Origin of the sequence: Myroides odoratimimus (genome assembly GCF_030326305.1) — a bacterium.
Lineage (GTDB): Bacteria > Bacteroidota > Bacteroidia > Flavobacteriales > Flavobacteriaceae > Flavobacterium > Flavobacterium odoratimimum_A.
The window spans coordinates 354,634-373,484 of the sequence record NZ_JACAKB010000001.1; the positions used below are offsets into that span (position 1 = coordinate 354,634).

The following is an 18,851-nucleotide window of genomic DNA, read 5'->3' on the forward strand; positions in this document are numbered from 1 at the left end:
TTGATTAATATCGAATAAAGAGTTATCCTTTTAAACTAGGGATAACTCTTTTTTTTTGTTATTTTGTAATAAAATGAAAAGTTATGAATAAAAAGGTTTTAAAGTGGACAGGAGGTATAGTGTTGGGATTGTTTATCTTACTAATGCTAACGCCTATTTTGTTTAAGGGAAAGATACAGGATTTAGTGCTTAAAACTATTAATGACAACTTAAATGCGAAGGTGACATTCGAGAAAGTAGACCTGAGCTTTATACGTAACTTTCCTAAGGCAACAGTAGTGATTAAGGATTTGGCTGTTGTGAATAAAGAACCATTTGCAGGAGATACCTTAGTATCTGCAAAAATGATAGGACTAAAGATGTCTATTATGGAGTTGTTCAATGGAGCTGATAAGCCTATGAGTATAGAAGATATCTTGGTAGAGAATGCTAAAGTTAACGTGATAGTGAATGAACAAGGAGTAGCTAACTATGATATAGCATTAAAAAAGGAAGATGAAGAGGATGAGGATTCTTCGGATAAAGATCCGTTCTCTTTAGCTTTAGATCATTATAAGATAGACAATCTAAACCTAACGTATAAAGATTTAGGGAGTAAGATGATGTTTACTATTAACGAGTTCTATCACCAAGGGACGGGTAATCTATCAGATGATGTACTGGATTTAGATACAGAGTCTAAAGCAAAAGTTTCGTTTGTAATGGATGGTACAAAGTTTTTGAATGAGGTCAACTTATCATTGAAAGCTTTAATCGGAATGGATATGACGAAGCAATTGTATTCGTTTAAAGAGAATAAAGCATTGATTAATCAGTTGCCATTAGCATTTGATGGTTCAGTTCAGTTATTAGATGAAGGACAGCAGTTTGACTTGAGTTTTGCTACTCCTGATTCGGACTTTAAAAACTTCTTAGGATTAATACCAGAAGCTTATGCGGGTAATCTAAAAGGGGTGACTACATCAGGTGATTTTAAAGTAGAAGGAAAGGTAAAAGGTAAAATGACAGAAATGACTATTCCTACACTAGCTATTCACATGAATGCAAAAAATGCTTCTTTTAAGTACCCAGATCTTCCTAAAGCAGTACAAAATATTCTATTAGATGTTAATGTGATGAATGAGACAGGGATAATGAAAGATCTGTATGTAGATATTAACCAATTGTCATTTAAGATAGATCAAGATGTATTCAATGCGAAAGCGAAGATTAAGAACATTAGTGAGAATGCGTTAGTAGATGCAAATTTTGATGGGATTATTAATTTAGCAAATGTATCTAAAGCATATCCTGTGAAACTAGATACACCACTGACAGGGATATTAAAAGCGAAAGTAGCTACTAATTTTGATATGAACTCTGTAGAGAAAGAGCAATATCAAAATATAAAAAACAGTGGTAGCATATCTTTGACAGGTTTTAATTTTAGCACAGATGCGATGGCTAAGCCAATGCAAATACAAGAGGCAGCTCTTACTTTTAATACAAGTAATGTTACGCTAAATAAGCTTGCTATAAAAACGGGTACTTCAGATTTAAATGCAGACGGAAGATTAGATAACCTATATGGTTTCTTATTTAAGAAACAGACCTTAAAAGGGAACTTTAATTTAAACTCTAATAATTTTGTATTAGCTGATTTATTAAAAGAAGACACTTCTAAAGTAGAAGATAAGAAAGAGAAATCAACTACGACAAAAGCATCTGATCCATTAAAGATTCCAGGGTTCTTAGATTGTACAATTAATGCAAATGCAAAGACGGTAGTATACGATGACCTAACACTTAAAAATGTAAAAGGAACATTAGTGATTAAGGATGAAGCTGCACGTCTTCAGAATATGTCAACAGATCTTTTTGGTGGGAAAATAGCTTTTGGAGGAAATGTGTCAACAAAAGAAGCTATACCTACATTTGATATGAACTTAGGATTACAAAGCTTAGATATCAAACAGACTTTTACTGATTTAGGGTTTTTAAAAGCTGTAGCACCTATTGCTAATGTAATGTCAGGAAAAGTAAATGCAGCTGTAGTGATGAAAGGGAAGTTAAATGCTGCAGATTTATCACCAGATTTAAATACAATGTCAGGTGATATAAAAGGTGATTTAGCGAATGCTAGTATTAATGCTCAGAATTCTAAACTATTATCTTCATTAGATGGAGCGTTGAACTTCATTGATTTGAAGAATCTAGATTTGAGTAATAAAAAGATGCATATTGTTTTTAATAATGGACGTGTACAGTTTAAACCTTTTGATATAAAAACAAAAGACTTAGCAGTGACTGTATCAGGAGAGCATGGCTTTGATCAAAGTCTTAATTATGCTTTGGACTTTAAAGTACCAGCTAAATTACTAGGTAATGATGTCGCTAATGCATTGACTGCTTTAGGACCTAAATCTAGTAATAAGTTTGATGCAATACCTGTGAAAGTAGGGGTAACAGGTGACTTTACCAACCCAAAGGTGTCTGCTAATATGGCTGATGTAGTAAAGAATATTACAAATGAAATCTTAGAAGAACAAAAGAATCAATTAGTTGGAAAAGGTAAAGATGCATTGTTAGATATCTTAGGAGGGAAGAAGGAAAATAATACCTCAGGTGAAGAGAATACAACAAAGAAAAATGAAACTGAAGAAACAGTCAACAAAATTAGTGAAGGCTTAAAAGGGCTGTTCGGTAAAAAGAAAAAGACCGAAGAAACAGAATAGTATAAAATAAACGAGCTCCATTATGGAGCTCGTTTATTTTATGTATGTATTAAATGATTTCGATATTAATCATATATCCTTCATAAGTACGGATATTAAATACAGTACCATCTTCGAATAGTAAATATTGTCCTTTGACACCTTTTAATTTACCTTCATAAGAAGGAGTTTTGTCGAGGTTAAGACTTTTTATCTTTGTTGGAAACTGTATGACAGGGTAATCTAGATTAATGATAGAAGAGTCAGTTTGATCAAAGTAAGGTCTTACTTCTTCTGGTAGTTTCTCTTTTAGAGAATTTCTTATTTCTTCTAAGTTGGTTTCTAGTACTTCATTCTGTAGCATCTTTCTCCAATTCGTTTTGTCTGTAAACATATCTTTTAGAGCTACCTCAGTGATTCCTGCTAAATATCTATTAGGTACTTCTACTATCTCTATTGCTTTAGAAGCTCCTTGGTCTATCCATCTAGTAGGTACTTGTGTTTTTCTAGTTACCCCTACTTTTACATCACTAGCCACTGCTAGATATACGATATGTGGTTGTATCTGTACCTTCGTTTCATACTCTAGGTCTCTATCTTCTATCCCTAGGTGAGCTGTACTTAACTCAGGCCTCATGATCCAATCACCTACTTGCGCACTAGAGTAAAAACACTCATAACAAAAACCTTGTCTAAATATCTTTTTGTGCTGTCCACAGTTTAAACATTCATATCCTGTAAACTCAATCTTTATGTTTCTGTCAAGAATCTGATTTATATTGATGAAGTTGCTTTTAAATACTAAATAGTATTCAATAGGGGTGTTAAATTCCGTCTGCATTTTGTTTAAAACTCCTTCGTATTGCATAGATAAAATTGTTATTTTTGGGTAAGTTGTAAAAGTACGAAAAAACATTTACGACTGTAATTACTAACTTTTCATAATGAAAAGATTAGATACTTGACTAATTAATAAGATATGGCATTCACAATTATTAATTCTATCGCTTCTTGGATATTGAAGAAGAGAATTCACCAGATAGATCTATTTAGAAAATACCCAAATGAAGTACAAAATGACTTGTTTTTGAATTTAATGAAGACAAATGAGAAGACAATCTTAGGAAAGCAGTTTGGCTACGATAGTATTAAGAGCTATGGAGATTTCGCAGAGAGAGTGCCTTTATTTAAGTACGAGGAGTTCGAACCTTATATAGAACGTGCACGCCAAGGAGAGAATAATATCTTTTGGCCAGAGCCTATTCGTTGGTTTGCTAAGTCAAGTGGAACTACCAATGCAAAAAGTAAGTTTATACCTGTGAGTAATGAAGCATTAGAGAATTGTCATTATAAAGCAGCAAAAGACTTACTGTGTTTATATTTAAATAACAATGAAGATTCACAGTTATTTACTGGGAAGAGCTTAAGGTTAGGAGGAAGTAAACAACTTTATGAAGATAAGAATACTTTCTTTGGAGATCTATCGGCTATCTTAATTGATAATATGCCTTTTTGGGCAGAGTTAAGTAGTACTCCTAGTAATAAGACATCACTGATGTCTGAATGGGAGAGTAAGATGAATGCGATTATTAAGGAAGTAAGGAATGAGAATGTAACTAGTTTTGCAGGAGTACCTTCATGGATGTTAGTGTTGTTAAACCGCATTATACAAGAGACAGGTAGGGGAGATTTATTAGAACTATGGCCTAATGCTGAGGTGTATTTCCACGGAGGAGTTAGTTTTGAGCCTTATAAGGATCAATATAAGAAGCTACTACCTAGTGATCGATTTAGATATTATGAGATCTATAATGCTTCTGAAGGTTTCTTTGCTATCCAAGATCAGAATGACTGTAATGAACTATTATTAATGTTAGATTACGGAATATTCTATGAGTTTATTCCGATGGATACTTTCGGAACTTCTAATCAAAAGATAATCCCATTATCAGAAGTAGAGATAGGTAAGAATTATGCACTAGTGATCACTACTAATGCAGGATTAGTAAGATACTTAATCGGAGATACAGTGCGCTTTACTAGTCTATTACCTTACCGTATTAAAATAACAGGACGTACTAAACATTTTATCAATGTATTCGGTGAAGAACTGATGATAGAGAATACAGACAGAGCACTTGCAAAGACCTGTGCTGAATTTAATGCTGAGGTAGCTGAGTACACGGTAGCACCTATATTTATGGAAGGAAAAGAGAAAGGTGCTCACGAATGGGTAGTAGAGTTCAGTAAAGCTCCTGATAATTTACAATTGTTCAGTGAAGTACTAGATAAGAATCTACAAGCTCTCAACTCAGATTATGAGGCGAAGCGTACGAATAATATGACTTTAAATCCATTAGTGTTACACAGTGCTCGTAAAAATCTATTCTATGATTGGCTAAAGAATAACAATAAACTTGGAGGACAACATAAGGTACCACGTTTATCTAATGAACGTATATTATTAGAAGAACTGCTATCAATGCAACGTATATTTGTGTAATCTACTAGAATAAAATCTATATCAAAGCATTCATTTTAATGGATGCTTTTTTTATATCTAGTTATTAGTGCTTTAAAAGAATTGATTGTAATTAACTGTAATACAGTATTGTATTTAAGTTGAGGTAAGTATTGGACTAGAAAAATATGGGTATAAAAAAACCCTGCCTGGCAGGGTCTTTTTTATGAACAGTTTTGCTAAAATTATTTAGCAGCTTCTTCTGTAGCTGGAGCTTCCTCAGTAGCTGGAGCTTCTTCTGTAGCTGGAGCCTCTTCTGTAGCTTCTGGAGCAACTTCTTCAGTAGCTGGAGCTTCCTCAGTTACTACTTCTTCAGTTGTTGTTTCTTCTACAGCTGGTTCTTTTGCAGTTTCTTTACAAGAAACGAAAGATACTCCCATCATTGCTACTAAAGCGATGCTTAATGCGATTTTTTTCATCTTACTAAATTATAAAAGTTAATTATTAATTCGTGACAAATATATGAATTTTTTGGTTCGCAAAACTTTTTTTGAATATTTTTTTTTAATCAGTAAGTTGTTGTAAACCAATGTTTTAATTACTTGTTTTTCTTAGGTTCTACTAATTTCATCTCCTCAATTAGATGTTTTGCATCTGCAAACTTATCTATAATGAATAAAATGTATCTAGCATCTACCATAATGTTACGACAAATAGATGGATCATAGTATATATCACTCATCGTTCCTTCCCAAACACGGTCAAAGTTTAACCCTATTAGATTACCCTCTGCATCGATAGCTGGACTTCCAGAGTTTCCTCCAGTTGTATGGTTAGTAGCGATGAAGTTCACAGGTAATTTACCATTATCTGCATACTGTCCGTAGTCTTTCTTATTATATAGATCTACTAATTTTGCAGGTACGTCGAATTCATAGTCACCAGGTACATATTTCTCCATAATACCTTCTAAATGAGTTACAGGTTCGTAGTACGTAGCGTCTTTAGGGAAGTACCCATCTACTTTACCATAAGTAACACGTAGTGTACTATTAGCATCAGGGAATATTCTAGCATCAGGATATAAGTCTAACTGAGCTTTCATAAACGTACGTTGTAAAGCTGCTATTTCTCTTTCTAATTCTTCGTATTTAGGTAATACATTCTGAATATAGTTTTCGATTAGTGCTTTAGCAAAAGCGTATCCTTTATCGTTATTGATATTTTTTACTACTTGATCAGCATTACCTTTTAATAATTCTTGTAATCCTGCATAAGTAGTTAATTTACTATTCGCATAGATATCTTTAGTGATAGCTGAGATGTTAGCTCCATTTAATTCTTTAGGTAAGAATTGTTTAGGTGCATCTTTTGCATACATTTCTACGATAGCCTCGAATACTTTCTCGTCAACTGCTTTGCTGTAGTTTTTGTAGAACTTGTCTTGCCCTTTGATTAAGTTCTCACGTCTGCTGTTGAATGCTTGTTCGTTAGACGCATAAGTCTCTAAAGCATATACTCTCCAAGCCGCAGCTAGAAGTTCAGCATTGCGTTGTACTACTTCAGCGAAGTAATCTTTACTAATAGCATAAGGTTTAATATCTCCATAAAGTTTCTCAAACTTAGCAGGGATATCAGCATAAGCTTTAGTGTTTTTATTTTTCTTAGCTCTTGCGATGAAGTCTTTTTCGAAGTCTTGTTTCGCTTGTATAGCGTTAGTCTTTTTTAGACCTTGGCTTTCTCCGATCCATTTTTTCCAATAGTTAGCTGTGCTAGCATATTTAGAAGCATATTGAATCTTGATTGCTTGATCTGCACGCATAAACTCATCAGTGATCTTAAGTGCTTTATCACGGATACCGATTCTTACAGGGTTTAGATCGTTTACGATTTGTTCTACTGCATAAGATGGTAAGTACTCCTGTGTTCTACCTGGGTAACCAAATACCATAGTGAAGTCACCTTCTTCTACACCACTAAGAGAGATAGGGAAGAAGTGCTTAGGACGGTAAGGTACATTATCTTTTGAGTATGCAGCTGGTTTATTGTCTTTGTCAGCATATATTCTGAATAGTGAGAAGTCACCTGTGTGACGTGGCCATACCCAGTTATCTGTATCAGAACCAAATTTACCAATAGATGATGGTGGTGCACCTACTAGACGTACATCTTTAAAAGTCTCTGTTACGAATAAGATATATTGATTTCCTTCATAAAAAGATTTAATCTTATTGTCTTGCCATTTTTCTTTAGGGAATTTAGCTACTGTTGTAGTAATGTTCTTTTGGATCTTAGCTTGTTTCTCTATTTCAGAATCTTTAGCTACGATACCAGCCATTACTTCTTTAGTCACATCCTCTATGCGAACGATGAAGGTAACTTCTAAGTTTTCGTTAGGTAGCTCTTGAGCCATAGATTTAGCCCAGAATCCGTTAGCTAAGTAATCATTCTCTACAGAAGAGTGTGCTTGGATCTGTCCATATCCACAGTGGTGATTAGTTAGTAAAAGACCTTGTGAAGAGATAACTTCAGAAGTACACCCACCATTGAAGTGAGGTACTGCATCTTTCATACTAGATTGGTTCACATCGTAGATATCTTCGATAGACATCTTCATTCCAAGGCTTTTCATTTCTGTTTCATTCATTCCCTTTAGCAGAGAAGGAATCCACATCCCACCTTGTTGTGCATAGATAGGTAAAGCTACCAATACTACAAGTGCCTTAAATAGATTTTTAATCTTTTTATTCATAAAAGTGTTAGTTAGAATTGAATTCGCTGGCAAGATACAATATTACATGGGAACGCTAAAATCGAAATATGTTAATACGTGATAGTACTGTTGGAGTATAATGATTCGTAGTTTTAGTTTTATAAGAAAGTAATCTGTCTGTACCGATTCCGTTTATTCAGCCTAGATAACGGACTTACTACGCACTCATAACAGACTCACTATGGACTCATTCCTATTGAAACTCATTATAAGCACCTATTTGATAGAATGTAAGTATGGAGAGAAGTTACCTTATCTTATAGATAGAGAGGTGTGTTTAGAGGGAGAGATAAGACAACTATAATACTATGTATATATAAGGAGAGGAACGTGTAGTGGCGAATCTAAGTGTTGCTGGAATTATGTCTATATAGCACCCTTTTGGTATGAGACTGTACCCTGTCTTGTGTTAGGTGTTATCTTTTCAAAAAAGTAGTTTCTAATGCGAAAAAAAGGTGTGTGAGAACGCAAAAAAGAGAATTAGTGTGTTGAAAAAATCATAATTAGTGATTGTGGTGTTGCAGTAATCAATATTTTGTCTTATATTGGTACATCGGGATTAAAATCCGATCGAGTAGACTTTTTATATAAAAGTTCACGACTAGTATAATTATTAATTCATATAAAAAAGGTAAGTAACCACTTTGATTACTTACCTTTTTACTTTTAGTGTATATGCTTCATTATTTTTTCTGTAGCATTCTTATTTTTAAGGATAAAATGATTGCTCGTTTTACCTAATTCGATTCTTTTAGCGTCATTGTATAATAATTCATCAAAGATTTGGTCTAATTCTGATTGTGAATTTACTACTATACAGCTACCTAATGTTATCAAATCCTTAGCTTCTTGGAACTTTTTATAATTTGGACCAATAATAACAGGCACTCCATAGGTCGCGGCTTCTAGGATATTGTGAATACCTGCTCCAAAACCTCCTCCTATATAGGCAATATCTGCATAACTATAAGCTTTAGTCAATATAGAGTAGGCATCTATAATATAGACAGAGTACTGGCTAAGATTTTTCTCTTGATGTTGGCTATGTAGTACAGTTGGTTTCTTTAAGCTTTGAACGAGATTATCTATCTGATCCTTTTTGATATTATGTGGCGCAAAGATAAACTTGATAGAACTATCTTGTGTATTGTTGATATAATTGGCTAGAATCTTTTCATCTTCTGGCCATGAACTACCGATGACGATAGTCTTCGCCATTTTATTTAAGGTAAAGGCTTCTAGAAATGCCAATTCATTGTGCTGTTCTAATATCTGGGATACTCTATCGAATCTCGTATCACCTACTATCTCTACATTGTTATATTGCAATTGATTTAGAAGTGTCTTAGATACTTCATTCTGAACGAAGAAGTATGTAAATGCCTTTAATGCTGTTCTGTAGAACCCTCCATACCACTTAAAGAATACCTGATCTGGTCTTAGTATTCCTGACACTAAATAGGTAGGAATGTTCTGTTGGCGCAATTGGTTTAAATAATTAGGCCAATATTCATATTTCACAAAGAATACTTGTTCTGGGTGGCACAAGGCTAAGAACTTTTTAGCATTCGCTAGTGTGTCCATAGGTAAGTATAATGTGGCGTCAGCGTTAGTATTGTTTTTCTTCACTTCATATCCAGAAGGAGAGAAGAAGGTAAGTACTATCTTATGCGTAGGGTACTTCTGTTTTAGCTGCTCCATGACAGGAAGCCCTTGTTCGTATTCGCCTAACGAAGCTACATGTATCCAAAACACTTTATCAGTAGGAAGTATATTGTCTTTTAAGATTCGAAAAGATTGTTTTCTCCCTGCAACGAATAAGCCTAACTTTTTGTTGAATAGAGCGATAATACGGATGAAGAATATAGAAATATAGGTCAGTATATTATATAGGAAAAACATAGGTAAATCTTTATTGAGCGAAATTACGTTTCTTTTGATAAAGTTTGAGCTTTGGCACAAAGAATTTATTATTTTTGTAGTGATAACTAATATCGAAATTAAGTGCTATTTATATAGGTAACTTGTTGGTAATTATATGAATAGTTCAAAAGATATAAAAGACAATTAGAATGAAAAAAATTCAAATGGTTGACTTGAAAGGTCAATATGAAGGAATTAAAGAAGAAGTGAATCAGTCGATTCAAGAAATATTAGAATCTTCTGCTTTTATCAACGGACCACAAGTACACGCATTTCAGGCAAACTTAGAGCAATATTTAGGAGTTAAACACGTGATACCATGTGCTAACGGAACTGATGCTCTTCAGATCGCTATGATGGGATTAGGTTTAAAACCAGGTGATGAAGTAATCACAGCTGACTTTACTTTTGCAGCTACTGTAGAGGTAATCGCTTTATTACAATTAACTCCTGTATTAGTAGATGTATGTCCTGATACATTCAATATTTCTATAGAAGCAATCGAAAAAGCTATTACTCCTAAAACTAAAGCTATCGTACCAGTACACTTATTCGGACAGTCTGCTGATATGGACGCTATCATGAAGTTAGCTGAGAAGCATAACTTATATGTGATCGAAGATAACGCACAAGGTATCGGTGCAGATTATACTTATCCTGATGGAAAAGTGGTAAAAACAGGTGCTATCGGACATGTAGCTGCTACTTCATTCTTCCCATCTAAAAACTTAGGATGTTATGGTGATGGTGGAGCTATCTTCACTAACGATGATGCATTAGCACATACGTTAAGAGGAATAGTGAATCACGGTATGTATGAGCGTTATCACCACGATGTAGTAGGAGTGAACTCTCGTCTAGATAGTATCCAAGCTGCTGTGTTAAATGCTAAGTTACCTAATCTAGATGCTTATAACGTAGCTAGACGTACTGCTGCTCAGATGTATTCTGCTGCTTTAGCTAATCATCCTAATATCGTTACTCCTGTAGTAGTAGGAGATGAGAATAGTCACGTGTTCCACCAGTATACATTGCGTATCGTGAATGCTGATAGAAATGCATTATTAGCACACTTACAAGGCAAAGGTATCCCATGTGCTATCTATTACCCAATACCATTACACAATCAGAAAGCATATTTAGATCCTCGTTATAATGAGGCTGATTTCCCAGTGACTAATCAGTTGGTACAAGAGGTTCTTTCTCTACCTATGCACACTGAGCTAGACGAAGAGCAAATCAAGTTTATAACAGATGAGATTAAGGCATTCTTAGGATAGTCTTATAGTACTATAAAACGAAAGCAGACCCGATAAGGTCTGCTTTTTTTATGTATAGATGTTATTCTTTTGTTGTAGATATTAGTGTGAACGAAACAAGTGCACATGCTACTAATGAGAGTGCTACGATGCTCATAGAGCCATTATTCAAACTATTTAATAAGATAGAGGTCATGAAGGTAAAGGCTAGTTGAGAAGCTCCGAAAAGAGCTGACGCTATACCTGACTCTGCTTTATAGGGTGCTAATGCTAAAGTAGTCGTAGTAGGGAATAGTAGTCCTAATGGCATCACAAAGAAGAAAAGAGGTACTAACTGTATATATATGCTCAAATCTAACTGTATGAATAACCATAGTAGTGAAGCAGCTATAAACTGTGTACTCGCTCCTAACTTAATAATATTTTTAGGAGATAGTCTTTTTCTCAAAATAGAAGAGGTTAAGAACGACCCTAACATTAGACCACATGAGTTAGCCATGAATACAAAGCTAAAGTGTGTACTCGATAGTCCTCCTACTTCCATTACTAGCACAGGAGAGTTAGAGATGTAGATCATTAGACAGCTATAGGCTATACTTCCGATAATAGTATATCTTATAAACAGCTTGTTCTTAAAGAGCTTAAAATAATTCGTTAGTATACCTCCTACATTTAGAGTAGGTATTCTATTCGTGTAGTCTTCTTTTAGACAGAATACAGTCATACCGATACTCAGTGTAGCAAACAAGGCCATCGTAGTAAATACGTGTGTCCAATCTAGATACTTTAAGACTATATTACCTAATATAGGAGCGATGATAGGAGCTATACCTCCGATCACTGCTAGTATACTAAATATCTTAAGTGTCTGATCTTTGTCAAACCTTTTATTGACAATGGCTCTTGCGATAACTACTCCACCGCTACTACCGAAGGCCTGTAAAAAACGATATAGCCACATGACCTCAATGTTCTTTACAAATACTACGGCTAGAGATGAAAGTATAAAAATAGACAGACATAGTATAATTGGTTTTTTACTACCATACTTATCTGATACAGGTCCCCAAAAGAGTTGCCCTATTGCTAATCCTCCTAAGAATGTAGAGAGTGATATCTGTACTCTATTGATCTCAGTATTTAGATCGTGTGCTATTTTGGGGAATGCAGGAAGGTACATATCTATAGCTAATGGGCCTAATGCAGTAAGGCTGACTAGAGTGAAGATAAGTATCCATTCTTGTGCTGAAAGTTTGTCCACTATATAGGTTTTAAAAAAAAATCCTTGGAAGCGTACAACCAAGGATTTTTGTTATGATATAATTGTTGTATGTTTTACCAATTTGTTATGCAGAGTGAGTTTCTGCCTCTTTATTGATTTTTTTGATTAGTCCAACTAATACTTTACCTGGTCCAACTTCTGTAAATAAAGAAGCTCCATCTGCAATCATTTGTTCTACAGACTGAGTCCATTTTACAGGAGCAGTTAGCTGTAGGATAAGGTTCTTCTTAATCTCTTCAGGATTGCTTACTGCACTAGCAGTTACGTTTTGATACACTGGACAGATAGGAGTATTAAAAGTAGTTGCTTCGATAGCAGCAGCTAGTTCTTCTCTAGCAGGTTCCATCATAGGAGAGTGGAATGCTCCACCTACAGGAAGTAATAATGCTCTCTTCGCTCCAGCTTCTTTTAGTGCTTCACAAGCTTTTTCTACAGCTGTAGTTTCACCAGAGATCACTAATTGTCCAGGGCAGTTATAGTTAGCAGCTACTACTACACCATCTATACCAGCACATACTTGCTCTACGATACTATCTTCTAAACCTAGTACAGCAGCCATAGTAGAAGGCGTGATTTCACATGCTTTTTGCATAGCCATCGCTCTTTGAGAAACTAGTTTAAGTGCATCTTCAAAAGCTAAAGTACCATTAGCTACTAATGCTGAAAATTCTCCTAGTGAGTGCCCAGCTACCATTTCAGGTGTAAAGTTTTCTAATGTTTTAGCTAATACAACTGAGTGTAAGAATACTGCCGGTTGAGTTACTTTAGTTTCTTTTAGTTCTTCAGCTGTACCTTCGAACATGATATCTGTAATTCTAAATCCAAGGATTTCATTTGCTTTTTCGAACATCTCTTTAGCTATAGGTGAGTTTTCGTATAAGTCTTTCCCCATTCCTGTGAATTGAGCTCCTTGACCTGGAAATACGTATGCTTTCATAAGTTTAGTTTTAAATTTTGTAAGGCAAAAATAAGGTATTTTTATTAGTAAACCATATAGACATAAAAAAAGCCATCTGATATACAGATGGCTTCGTTATGATATGTTTTTGTATTATTGGATAACACCTACACGATTATCTTTAATCTTAGCATTGTCTTTTAATACTTTCAGTACTTGCATTTGTGCCATACCTCTAACGCTGTTTTCTATTTTAGCTTTATAGCTAGCATAACCAGCAGGTAATTCAGGAGCTTTAGCTACATTTTTAGTTTGTACCATATATACACCTTGCAAACCGTCGATTAATTTAGAATCCTTGTTTACTGCTGTAGCGAAAGCTGTTCCTACCACTAATGGTTCATTACCAATATTAGTAATAAGTGGAGCTCCTGTAGTTACATCAGTTACTGATGCGATAGATGCTTTAGAACTGTTAGATACTTCTTGAATAGTATTTCCAGTCATTTTCTTTCTAATGACAACTGCTTTTTTCTCGTTCATTAAGATTGGCTCAATGATTGATTTTACTTCTTCTACTGGTGCAAGACCTGTATCATTTTTAGAAGTTACTTTCACGATGATATGTCCATCAGCATTGTCAAATCTCTTAATAGCACTTTCTTTAGTCTCTTTATTGAAAGCCCAAGAGATAATACTTCTTTGGTTACCTACTCCAGGTAAGAACTCTTCGAATGGACGAATAGTTACCTCTTTTTGAGCGTTGAAACCTAGTCCTTCAGCTGTAGCGATAAAGTCTTTAGCTGTAGGAGCATCTTGTTCTAGTTGAGTAGCTTTAGTGAATAAGTCATCAGCAGTTACGTCTGATACTTCTATTTTACGAGCTACAGTTGCTAATTTAGCACCTTCTTTTTTATTATTTACTTGGATGATGTGGTATCCAAAGTCAGTTTCTACTAAACCGATAGTTCCAGTAGCATTGTTAAAGATAAAGTTGTCAAAAGGCTTAACCATTTGTCCTCTTGGGATATCTTCGTATTTACCACCGTTGTTTTTAGAACCTGGGTCTTCTGTTTGCATCATTGCTTCCATAGCGAATGAAGAAGGGTTAGCTTTTACTTTAGCTAAAATTTCTTCTGCTTTTGCTTTAGCCTCTTCTTTAGTTCTTGTTGCACCAGGTGCTGCAGAACCTGCAAAACCGATTAAGATATGAGATGCATCAACTCTCTGACCTGCTTTTTTATCAATCATTCTAGAGATACAGTAGTAATCTCCCATAATATATGGACCGAAAGTTTGACCAGGTTGTAAGTTGAACAATTCTTCTTGGTATTCTAAAGGAAGATCTTTCTTCGCGTAGTATAAACTGTCAAATTTGATATCTGAATTTGTATTTACAAACGTTTCAATATCTTTTACAGTTTTAAAACCAGGGATAGTATCATTCTTTTTAGTTGTAGCATTGTATTGTACAGTAGGTTTTAAATAACCTTCTATTACTTCTTTTACAGCTTCTTTATCAGCAGCAGATGGCTGACTAGGAAGGAAAGCATATTGTAATACACGAGTAGGCTCAGATTTAAATCTGTTAGCATGTTTTTTCATGTAGTCTAATATCTCTGTATTAGAAACAGCAGCTTCTTCATTATTCACAGTAGAATAAGGAACAGTAACATAGTCAAAAGATACTTTGTCATTCTCGTTAGAGTATGCAGCTTTAGCATCAAGATTAGTAGTATAAATACCTCCTTGAACTAATGAGAAATACATTTGCTCTAAACCAACTTTCTCTAATTCTTTTTCATAAGCTAACCACTGGTTCCATTGCTCCTGTCCAGCGTTCTTCATCATAGCAACAAATTGGTTGAATTTGTTGATGTCGAATTGTCCTACTTCATTTTGGAATTCTGGATTGTTAGCGAATGTAGGGTTGTTTTTAACAACGTTTACTAATTGGTCTTTACCAAGTCTTAAACCTAACTTTTCAAATTCGTTAGTAAGTAAAATATTATTTACCTCGCTGTTCCACACCATTACTCCTGCTTGAGTATTACTCATCTGACCTTGTTTCTCAGCCTGAGCTACTTTATGTAGGAATTCTTGAGTATTAATTTCTTCACCATCTACGCTACCAATGTTTCTAGATAGTCCACCTCCCGTGCTTCTTACTACGTCGCCAATAACGAATGCTAATAAAGCAATACCAATTACGGCAATTAACAGAGCGGATTTTTGTCTAATTTTTGATAAAACTGCCATGCTTTTTTGTTATGTGTAATTTTTTTCAGTGAGCGAAAATACAATTATCTATTTAATAATAAAAGGGGTAGTGCTATTATTTTAGTGCTTTCGTTAAGTTTTTATTTAGATTTCAGAATAATTAATTTGTTTTTTTATAATAATTGTTGAAATAGAGTAGATAAGAGAGGATTATTAGTGTAGGTTTAGTAAAAAAAAGAAAGGCAAGATTATCAATATCTCGCCTTTTCTAGTATATTATTTTTTGTTATATCCGTCCATCTTTTTTAAGAATTTTCTTCGGAAGAAGAACATGAATATTGCTACTGCCGCTATTAAGAAATTCAACCAAGATCCTGTGTCACCAGCTACTATTTTAGATACACCATCGTATATAAATAATACTGCGATAAATAAGTAGAGGAAAGGTATTATGCGTAATGCTTTCATTTTATTCGTTGTTTTTTACGCTTTCGGCGTAACTGTTAGTTGCTTTTACTTTGCTCATTTTACTGTCAAAGTCTATTCCTATTCCTCTAGTGAAGTTTTCGCTATCAGTAGAGGCTCTGTATTTGCCTTCTGTAAAGAACCATTCGTTTTTTTGATCGTAGTAAAGTTGATCAGAAACAAGCTTCTTACCATCATGTGTTGTTATTACCACATTTCCTTGTAGGTCTATTAGGTCTGTCTTAGTATAACGGATAGCGTAATCGGCTATTACAGTATTTTTATTTTTATCCTTGTCATATATCGTTAAGTGAATTCCATCAGGAAATTCGGTAAAGGGATATTTGACATTGCTGTAGTCTAGCATTTTTGGACTTACTAAAATAGCTTTGACTCTTCCTGAATCTATGTATTGACCGCGCATATTCTCTACTTCACTGGCTGGAAAGAAACTTACTTTGTTGAAGTTTTGTATTTCCTTAAAGTTACTTTCACAAGAAAAGAGACTTATCGCGATTGAAAAGAAGAATAATGTACCTAATAATTTAGAAAGTAATTTCATTTGTTAGCTTGCTACAAATTAATCAAAACGACGTTTTTGGAACCAAAGGTCATTTAATGAGAATCCTACATAAACACTGAAATAGTTTTCCTTAACTAATCCGTTGTTTTTAGTTCCTCTACTACCATATTCAAAACCAATATTAAGGTTAGTGAATTTACGGCGTTCTCCAATAGGTAGTCCTACACCAAGATTAACAGCCATATCGTTGATAGCCTTGTCATGTAAGATAAGTCCAGTATTTTCGTATCTGAAACCAGCTCTATATACGACGCGATCTAGGTAACTGCTAAATGAGTTGTATTTAGGAATATAGAATCCCCCAAGAGAGAAACGGTTAGAGTTTTCAAAGTTAGAGATACTCGTTTTATTCCAAGAGTCAGTTAACTTACTTGTTTGTGTAAATGTATATTGACCTCCTATGAACCATTTAAATTCTTTACCAAAACCTAGACCCATCGAAAGAGCTTGAGGATTAGTAATGTTTTTAGAATCATCAATAACTGTTTTTTGATCAGCTATTTGACTTCCTTTAAGAACTTGTAGTTTCGTAAGGTTATCATTTGTCCATTTAGTTTCAGGACTATAAGTCACGTTAGCTTGCCAGTCGTAACCTTTAAATTTACCTGTATATTGTGCTGAGAAATTAAAAGAGAATCCCTTGTAGTCTAATCTTCTTAATTCTCTGGTAATATTCTGAAGAGATGTTCCATCTCCGATATCTGTGATGTTTTCGTATAAATCATTGTTAGTATGACCAAAGTGGTATCCAGCATCAAATCCAACAGCAAAGTTCTTGTTGATTTCATATCCAGCACCTAAAAATACTCTGTTTACTCCACCATCACCTTCATATCTAGAGTTTATCTTTTGTCCTTGCGGATTGGTTCTTTCACCATTGATTTTATAACCAACATTAGAGTAAGGTAATAAACCGAAAACAACACCGAATTTCTTAGCGATAGGTAATCCTACAGCAACGTAGTCTATTGTCTGTCTATTTGCATTTTCTGAACCAGCATCAGTCTTAAAATTATAAGAAGTACCTGTCGCACCTAGTGAGAATGTAGTAAGCTTAAGCTTGCCAAATGAAGCAGGGTTTTTTAAATTTATATGAATACTATCTGCGTAAACATTTGTTCCCCCCATAGCTTTGTATTCATTCGTACCATTGTAATTAATATTACCTACGCCATAATAAGAGTAAGGAGACGCATTGCCTTGTTGAGCTAGAGCAGCTGTACCGCATAGTAAACTCAGGCTAAAGAAGATTTTTTTTATCATTTTCAATTGTGTATTGATATAAATTGTTCAGACTCTCTAGTAGAAAGTTTGAATTAGCAAATATGACATTTTTTAATCTTTTGACCAAAAAAAGTGTATCTCCACCAGTCAAAATTATTTTTAAATCAGGATATAAGGATTTATACTGATTTATGATGCCTTCTATTTCGAGTGTTATACCATTAATTACACCAGAGTGAATAGATTGATCAGTTTGGTTTCCGATTAGATAATCTATAGTAACTGGCTCTAATAATGGAAGCTTTGCGGTATAATGATTTAAAGCTTTATAGCGCATACTTAAACCTGGAGAAATAGCTCCACCTAGATATTCATCTTTGTTATTTATAACTTCGTATGTGATACAAGTACCTGTATCAATAACTAAACGATTAGAATTTGGATATAGTATAGTAGCTCCTGCGGCAAGTACCATTCTATCTATACCTAGAGTAGTAGGAGTTGCATATTTATTTATAAAAGGGAAGGGGCTCTTATGACTAATTTCTATTACTTCTGTATTTTCTATTAACCATTTATAAGCTGTAGATTCTAATTTTCCTACAGAAGAGAGTATAACTTTAGGCTTAGGCTGATCTTTTTTTAAAATATTTTTTATTTTTTCTTCTAGTAGATTTATTTCAAAAATTTGAGTTTCTAAAATCGTATCTTTTTCAAAGATAGCTAATTTGGTTCTTGTGTTGCCTATATCAATTGCTAGAATCATAGTGTGTTTCTTGTGTGAGACAAAGGTAGTAAATGATTTTTTTTCTAAAAAGTTTTGGAAGAACGAAAATCTGTTCTATATTTGCAACCGCTTAACAGAACAAGATTGTTCAATACTAAAAGCCAATTGGTGCCTTAGCTCAGTTGGTAGAGCAATGGACTGAAAATCCATGTGTCCCTGGTTCGATTCCTGGAGGCACCACTAATTTAAACTTAAGCGAAATAAAAGGTGCCTTAGCTCAGTTGGTAGAGCAATGGACTGAAAATCCATGTGTCCCTGGTTCGATTCCTGGAGGCACCACTAA

At 34.4% G+C, this 18,851-nt stretch carries 14 protein-coding genes and 2 tRNA genes; 5 read left to right on the forward strand and 11 right to left on the reverse strand.

Features of this window, described 5'->3' with window-relative positions:
- The first annotated feature begins 83 nt into the window (after window positions 1–83).
- Window positions 84–2,714, forward strand: a complete 2,631-nt coding sequence (locus HX049_RS01575) for an AsmA-like C-terminal region-containing protein (RefSeq protein WP_286413547.1) — start codon at window positions 84–86, stop codon at window positions 2,712–2,714.
- Between the two features lie 49 nt (window positions 2,715–2,763).
- On the opposite strand, the gene HX049_RS01580 is transcribed toward HX049_RS01575, so the two are convergent.
- Window positions 2,764–3,561: a DUF2797 domain-containing protein gene (locus tag HX049_RS01580; protein WP_286413548.1), complete on the reverse strand. Its 798-nt coding sequence runs from the start codon at window positions 3,559–3,561 to the stop codon at window positions 2,764–2,766.
- Window positions 3,562–3,672: 111 nt separating this feature from the next.
- On the opposite strand from HX049_RS01580, the gene HX049_RS01585 reads away from it, so the two are divergent.
- Entirely contained in the window at window positions 3,673–5,196 is a 1,524-nt protein-coding gene (locus HX049_RS01585; RefSeq protein ID WP_286413549.1) for a GH3 auxin-responsive promoter family protein, read from the forward strand.
- 203 nt (window positions 5,197–5,399) lie between these two features.
- Here the strand turns inward: HX049_RS01585 and HX049_RS01590 are convergent, their stop codons facing one another.
- The 3 genes from HX049_RS01590 to HX049_RS01600 all read right to left on the reverse strand — a co-directional run bounded on the left by HX049_RS01590 (window position 5,400) and on the right by HX049_RS01600 (window position 9,829).
- Entirely contained in the window at window positions 5,400–5,633 is a 234-nt protein-coding gene (locus tag HX049_RS01590) for a hypothetical protein (RefSeq protein WP_286413550.1), read from the reverse strand.
- 119 nt (window positions 5,634–5,752) lie between these two features.
- On the reverse strand, window positions 5,753–7,906 hold the full coding sequence (locus tag HX049_RS01595) for a S46 family peptidase (protein ID WP_286413551.1): 2,154 nt from the start codon (window positions 7,904–7,906) through the stop codon (window positions 5,753–5,755).
- A gap of 687 nt (window positions 7,907–8,593) precedes the next feature.
- Complete coding sequence (locus HX049_RS01600) at window positions 8,594–9,829, reverse strand: 3-deoxy-D-manno-octulosonic acid transferase (RefSeq protein WP_435793521.1); 1,236 nt, start codon at window positions 9,827–9,829, stop codon at window positions 8,594–8,596.
- Between the two features lie 170 nt (window positions 9,830–9,999).
- Here HX049_RS01600 and HX049_RS01605 point away from each other — a divergent pair, with 170 nt between their 5' ends.
- The gene (locus HX049_RS01605; protein ID WP_006257280.1) at window positions 10,000–11,130 is read left to right on the forward strand and encodes a DegT/DnrJ/EryC1/StrS family aminotransferase; all 1,131 of its coding nucleotides are present in this window, start codon (window positions 10,000–10,002) and stop codon (window positions 11,128–11,130) included.
- Window positions 11,131–11,191: 61 nt separating this feature from the next.
- On the opposite strand, the gene HX049_RS01610 is transcribed toward HX049_RS01605, so the two are convergent.
- The 7 genes from HX049_RS01610 to HX049_RS01640 form a co-directional block, all read right to left on the reverse strand.
- Window positions 11,192–12,370, reverse strand: coding sequence for a multidrug effflux MFS transporter (locus tag HX049_RS01610; RefSeq protein WP_286413553.1), 1,179 nt, complete (start codon window positions 12,368–12,370; stop codon window positions 11,192–11,194).
- Window positions 12,371–12,455: 85 nt separating this feature from the next.
- Window positions 12,456–13,328, reverse strand: coding sequence for an ACP S-malonyltransferase (fabD, locus tag HX049_RS01615; protein ID WP_006257278.1), 873 nt, complete (start codon window positions 13,326–13,328; stop codon window positions 12,456–12,458).
- A 114-nt stretch (window positions 13,329–13,442) separates the two neighbouring features.
- On the reverse strand, window positions 13,443–15,548 hold the full coding sequence (locus HX049_RS01620; RefSeq protein ID WP_286413554.1) for a peptidylprolyl isomerase: 2,106 nt from the start codon (window positions 15,546–15,548) through the stop codon (window positions 13,443–13,445).
- Between the two features lie 237 nt (window positions 15,549–15,785).
- The gene (locus tag HX049_RS01625) at window positions 15,786–15,977 is read right to left on the reverse strand and encodes a hypothetical protein (RefSeq protein WP_286413555.1); all 192 of its coding nucleotides are present in this window, start codon (window positions 15,975–15,977) and stop codon (window positions 15,786–15,788) included.
- A 1-nt stretch (window position 15,978) separates the two neighbouring features.
- Window positions 15,979–16,536 carry an LPS export ABC transporter periplasmic protein LptC gene (gene lptC / locus HX049_RS01630; protein ID WP_286413556.1) on the reverse strand — a complete coding sequence of 186 codons (558 nt, stop codon included), beginning with the start codon at window positions 16,534–16,536 and terminating at the stop codon, window positions 15,979–15,981.
- An 18-nt stretch (window positions 16,537–16,554) separates the two neighbouring features.
- Window positions 16,555–17,820: a hypothetical protein gene (locus HX049_RS01635; protein WP_286413557.1), complete on the reverse strand. Its 1,266-nt coding sequence runs from the start codon at window positions 17,818–17,820 to the stop codon at window positions 16,555–16,557.
- Window positions 17,798–18,547 carry a type III pantothenate kinase gene (locus HX049_RS01640; protein WP_286413558.1) on the reverse strand — a complete coding sequence of 250 codons (750 nt, stop codon included), beginning with the start codon at window positions 18,545–18,547 and terminating at the stop codon, window positions 17,798–17,800. The genes HX049_RS01635 and HX049_RS01640 overlap by 23 nt, the downstream gene beginning before the upstream one ends.
- 128 nt (window positions 18,548–18,675) lie before the next feature.
- Here HX049_RS01640 and HX049_RS01645 point away from each other — a divergent pair.
- Both HX049_RS01645 and HX049_RS01650 read left to right on the forward strand, forming a co-directional pair.
- Window positions 18,676–18,748: transfer RNA gene (locus HX049_RS01645), tRNA-Phe, on the forward strand.
- A gap of 26 nt (window positions 18,749–18,774) precedes the next feature.
- Window positions 18,775–18,847: transfer RNA gene (locus HX049_RS01650), tRNA-Phe, on the forward strand.
- Window positions 18,848–18,851 lie beyond the last annotated feature (4 nt).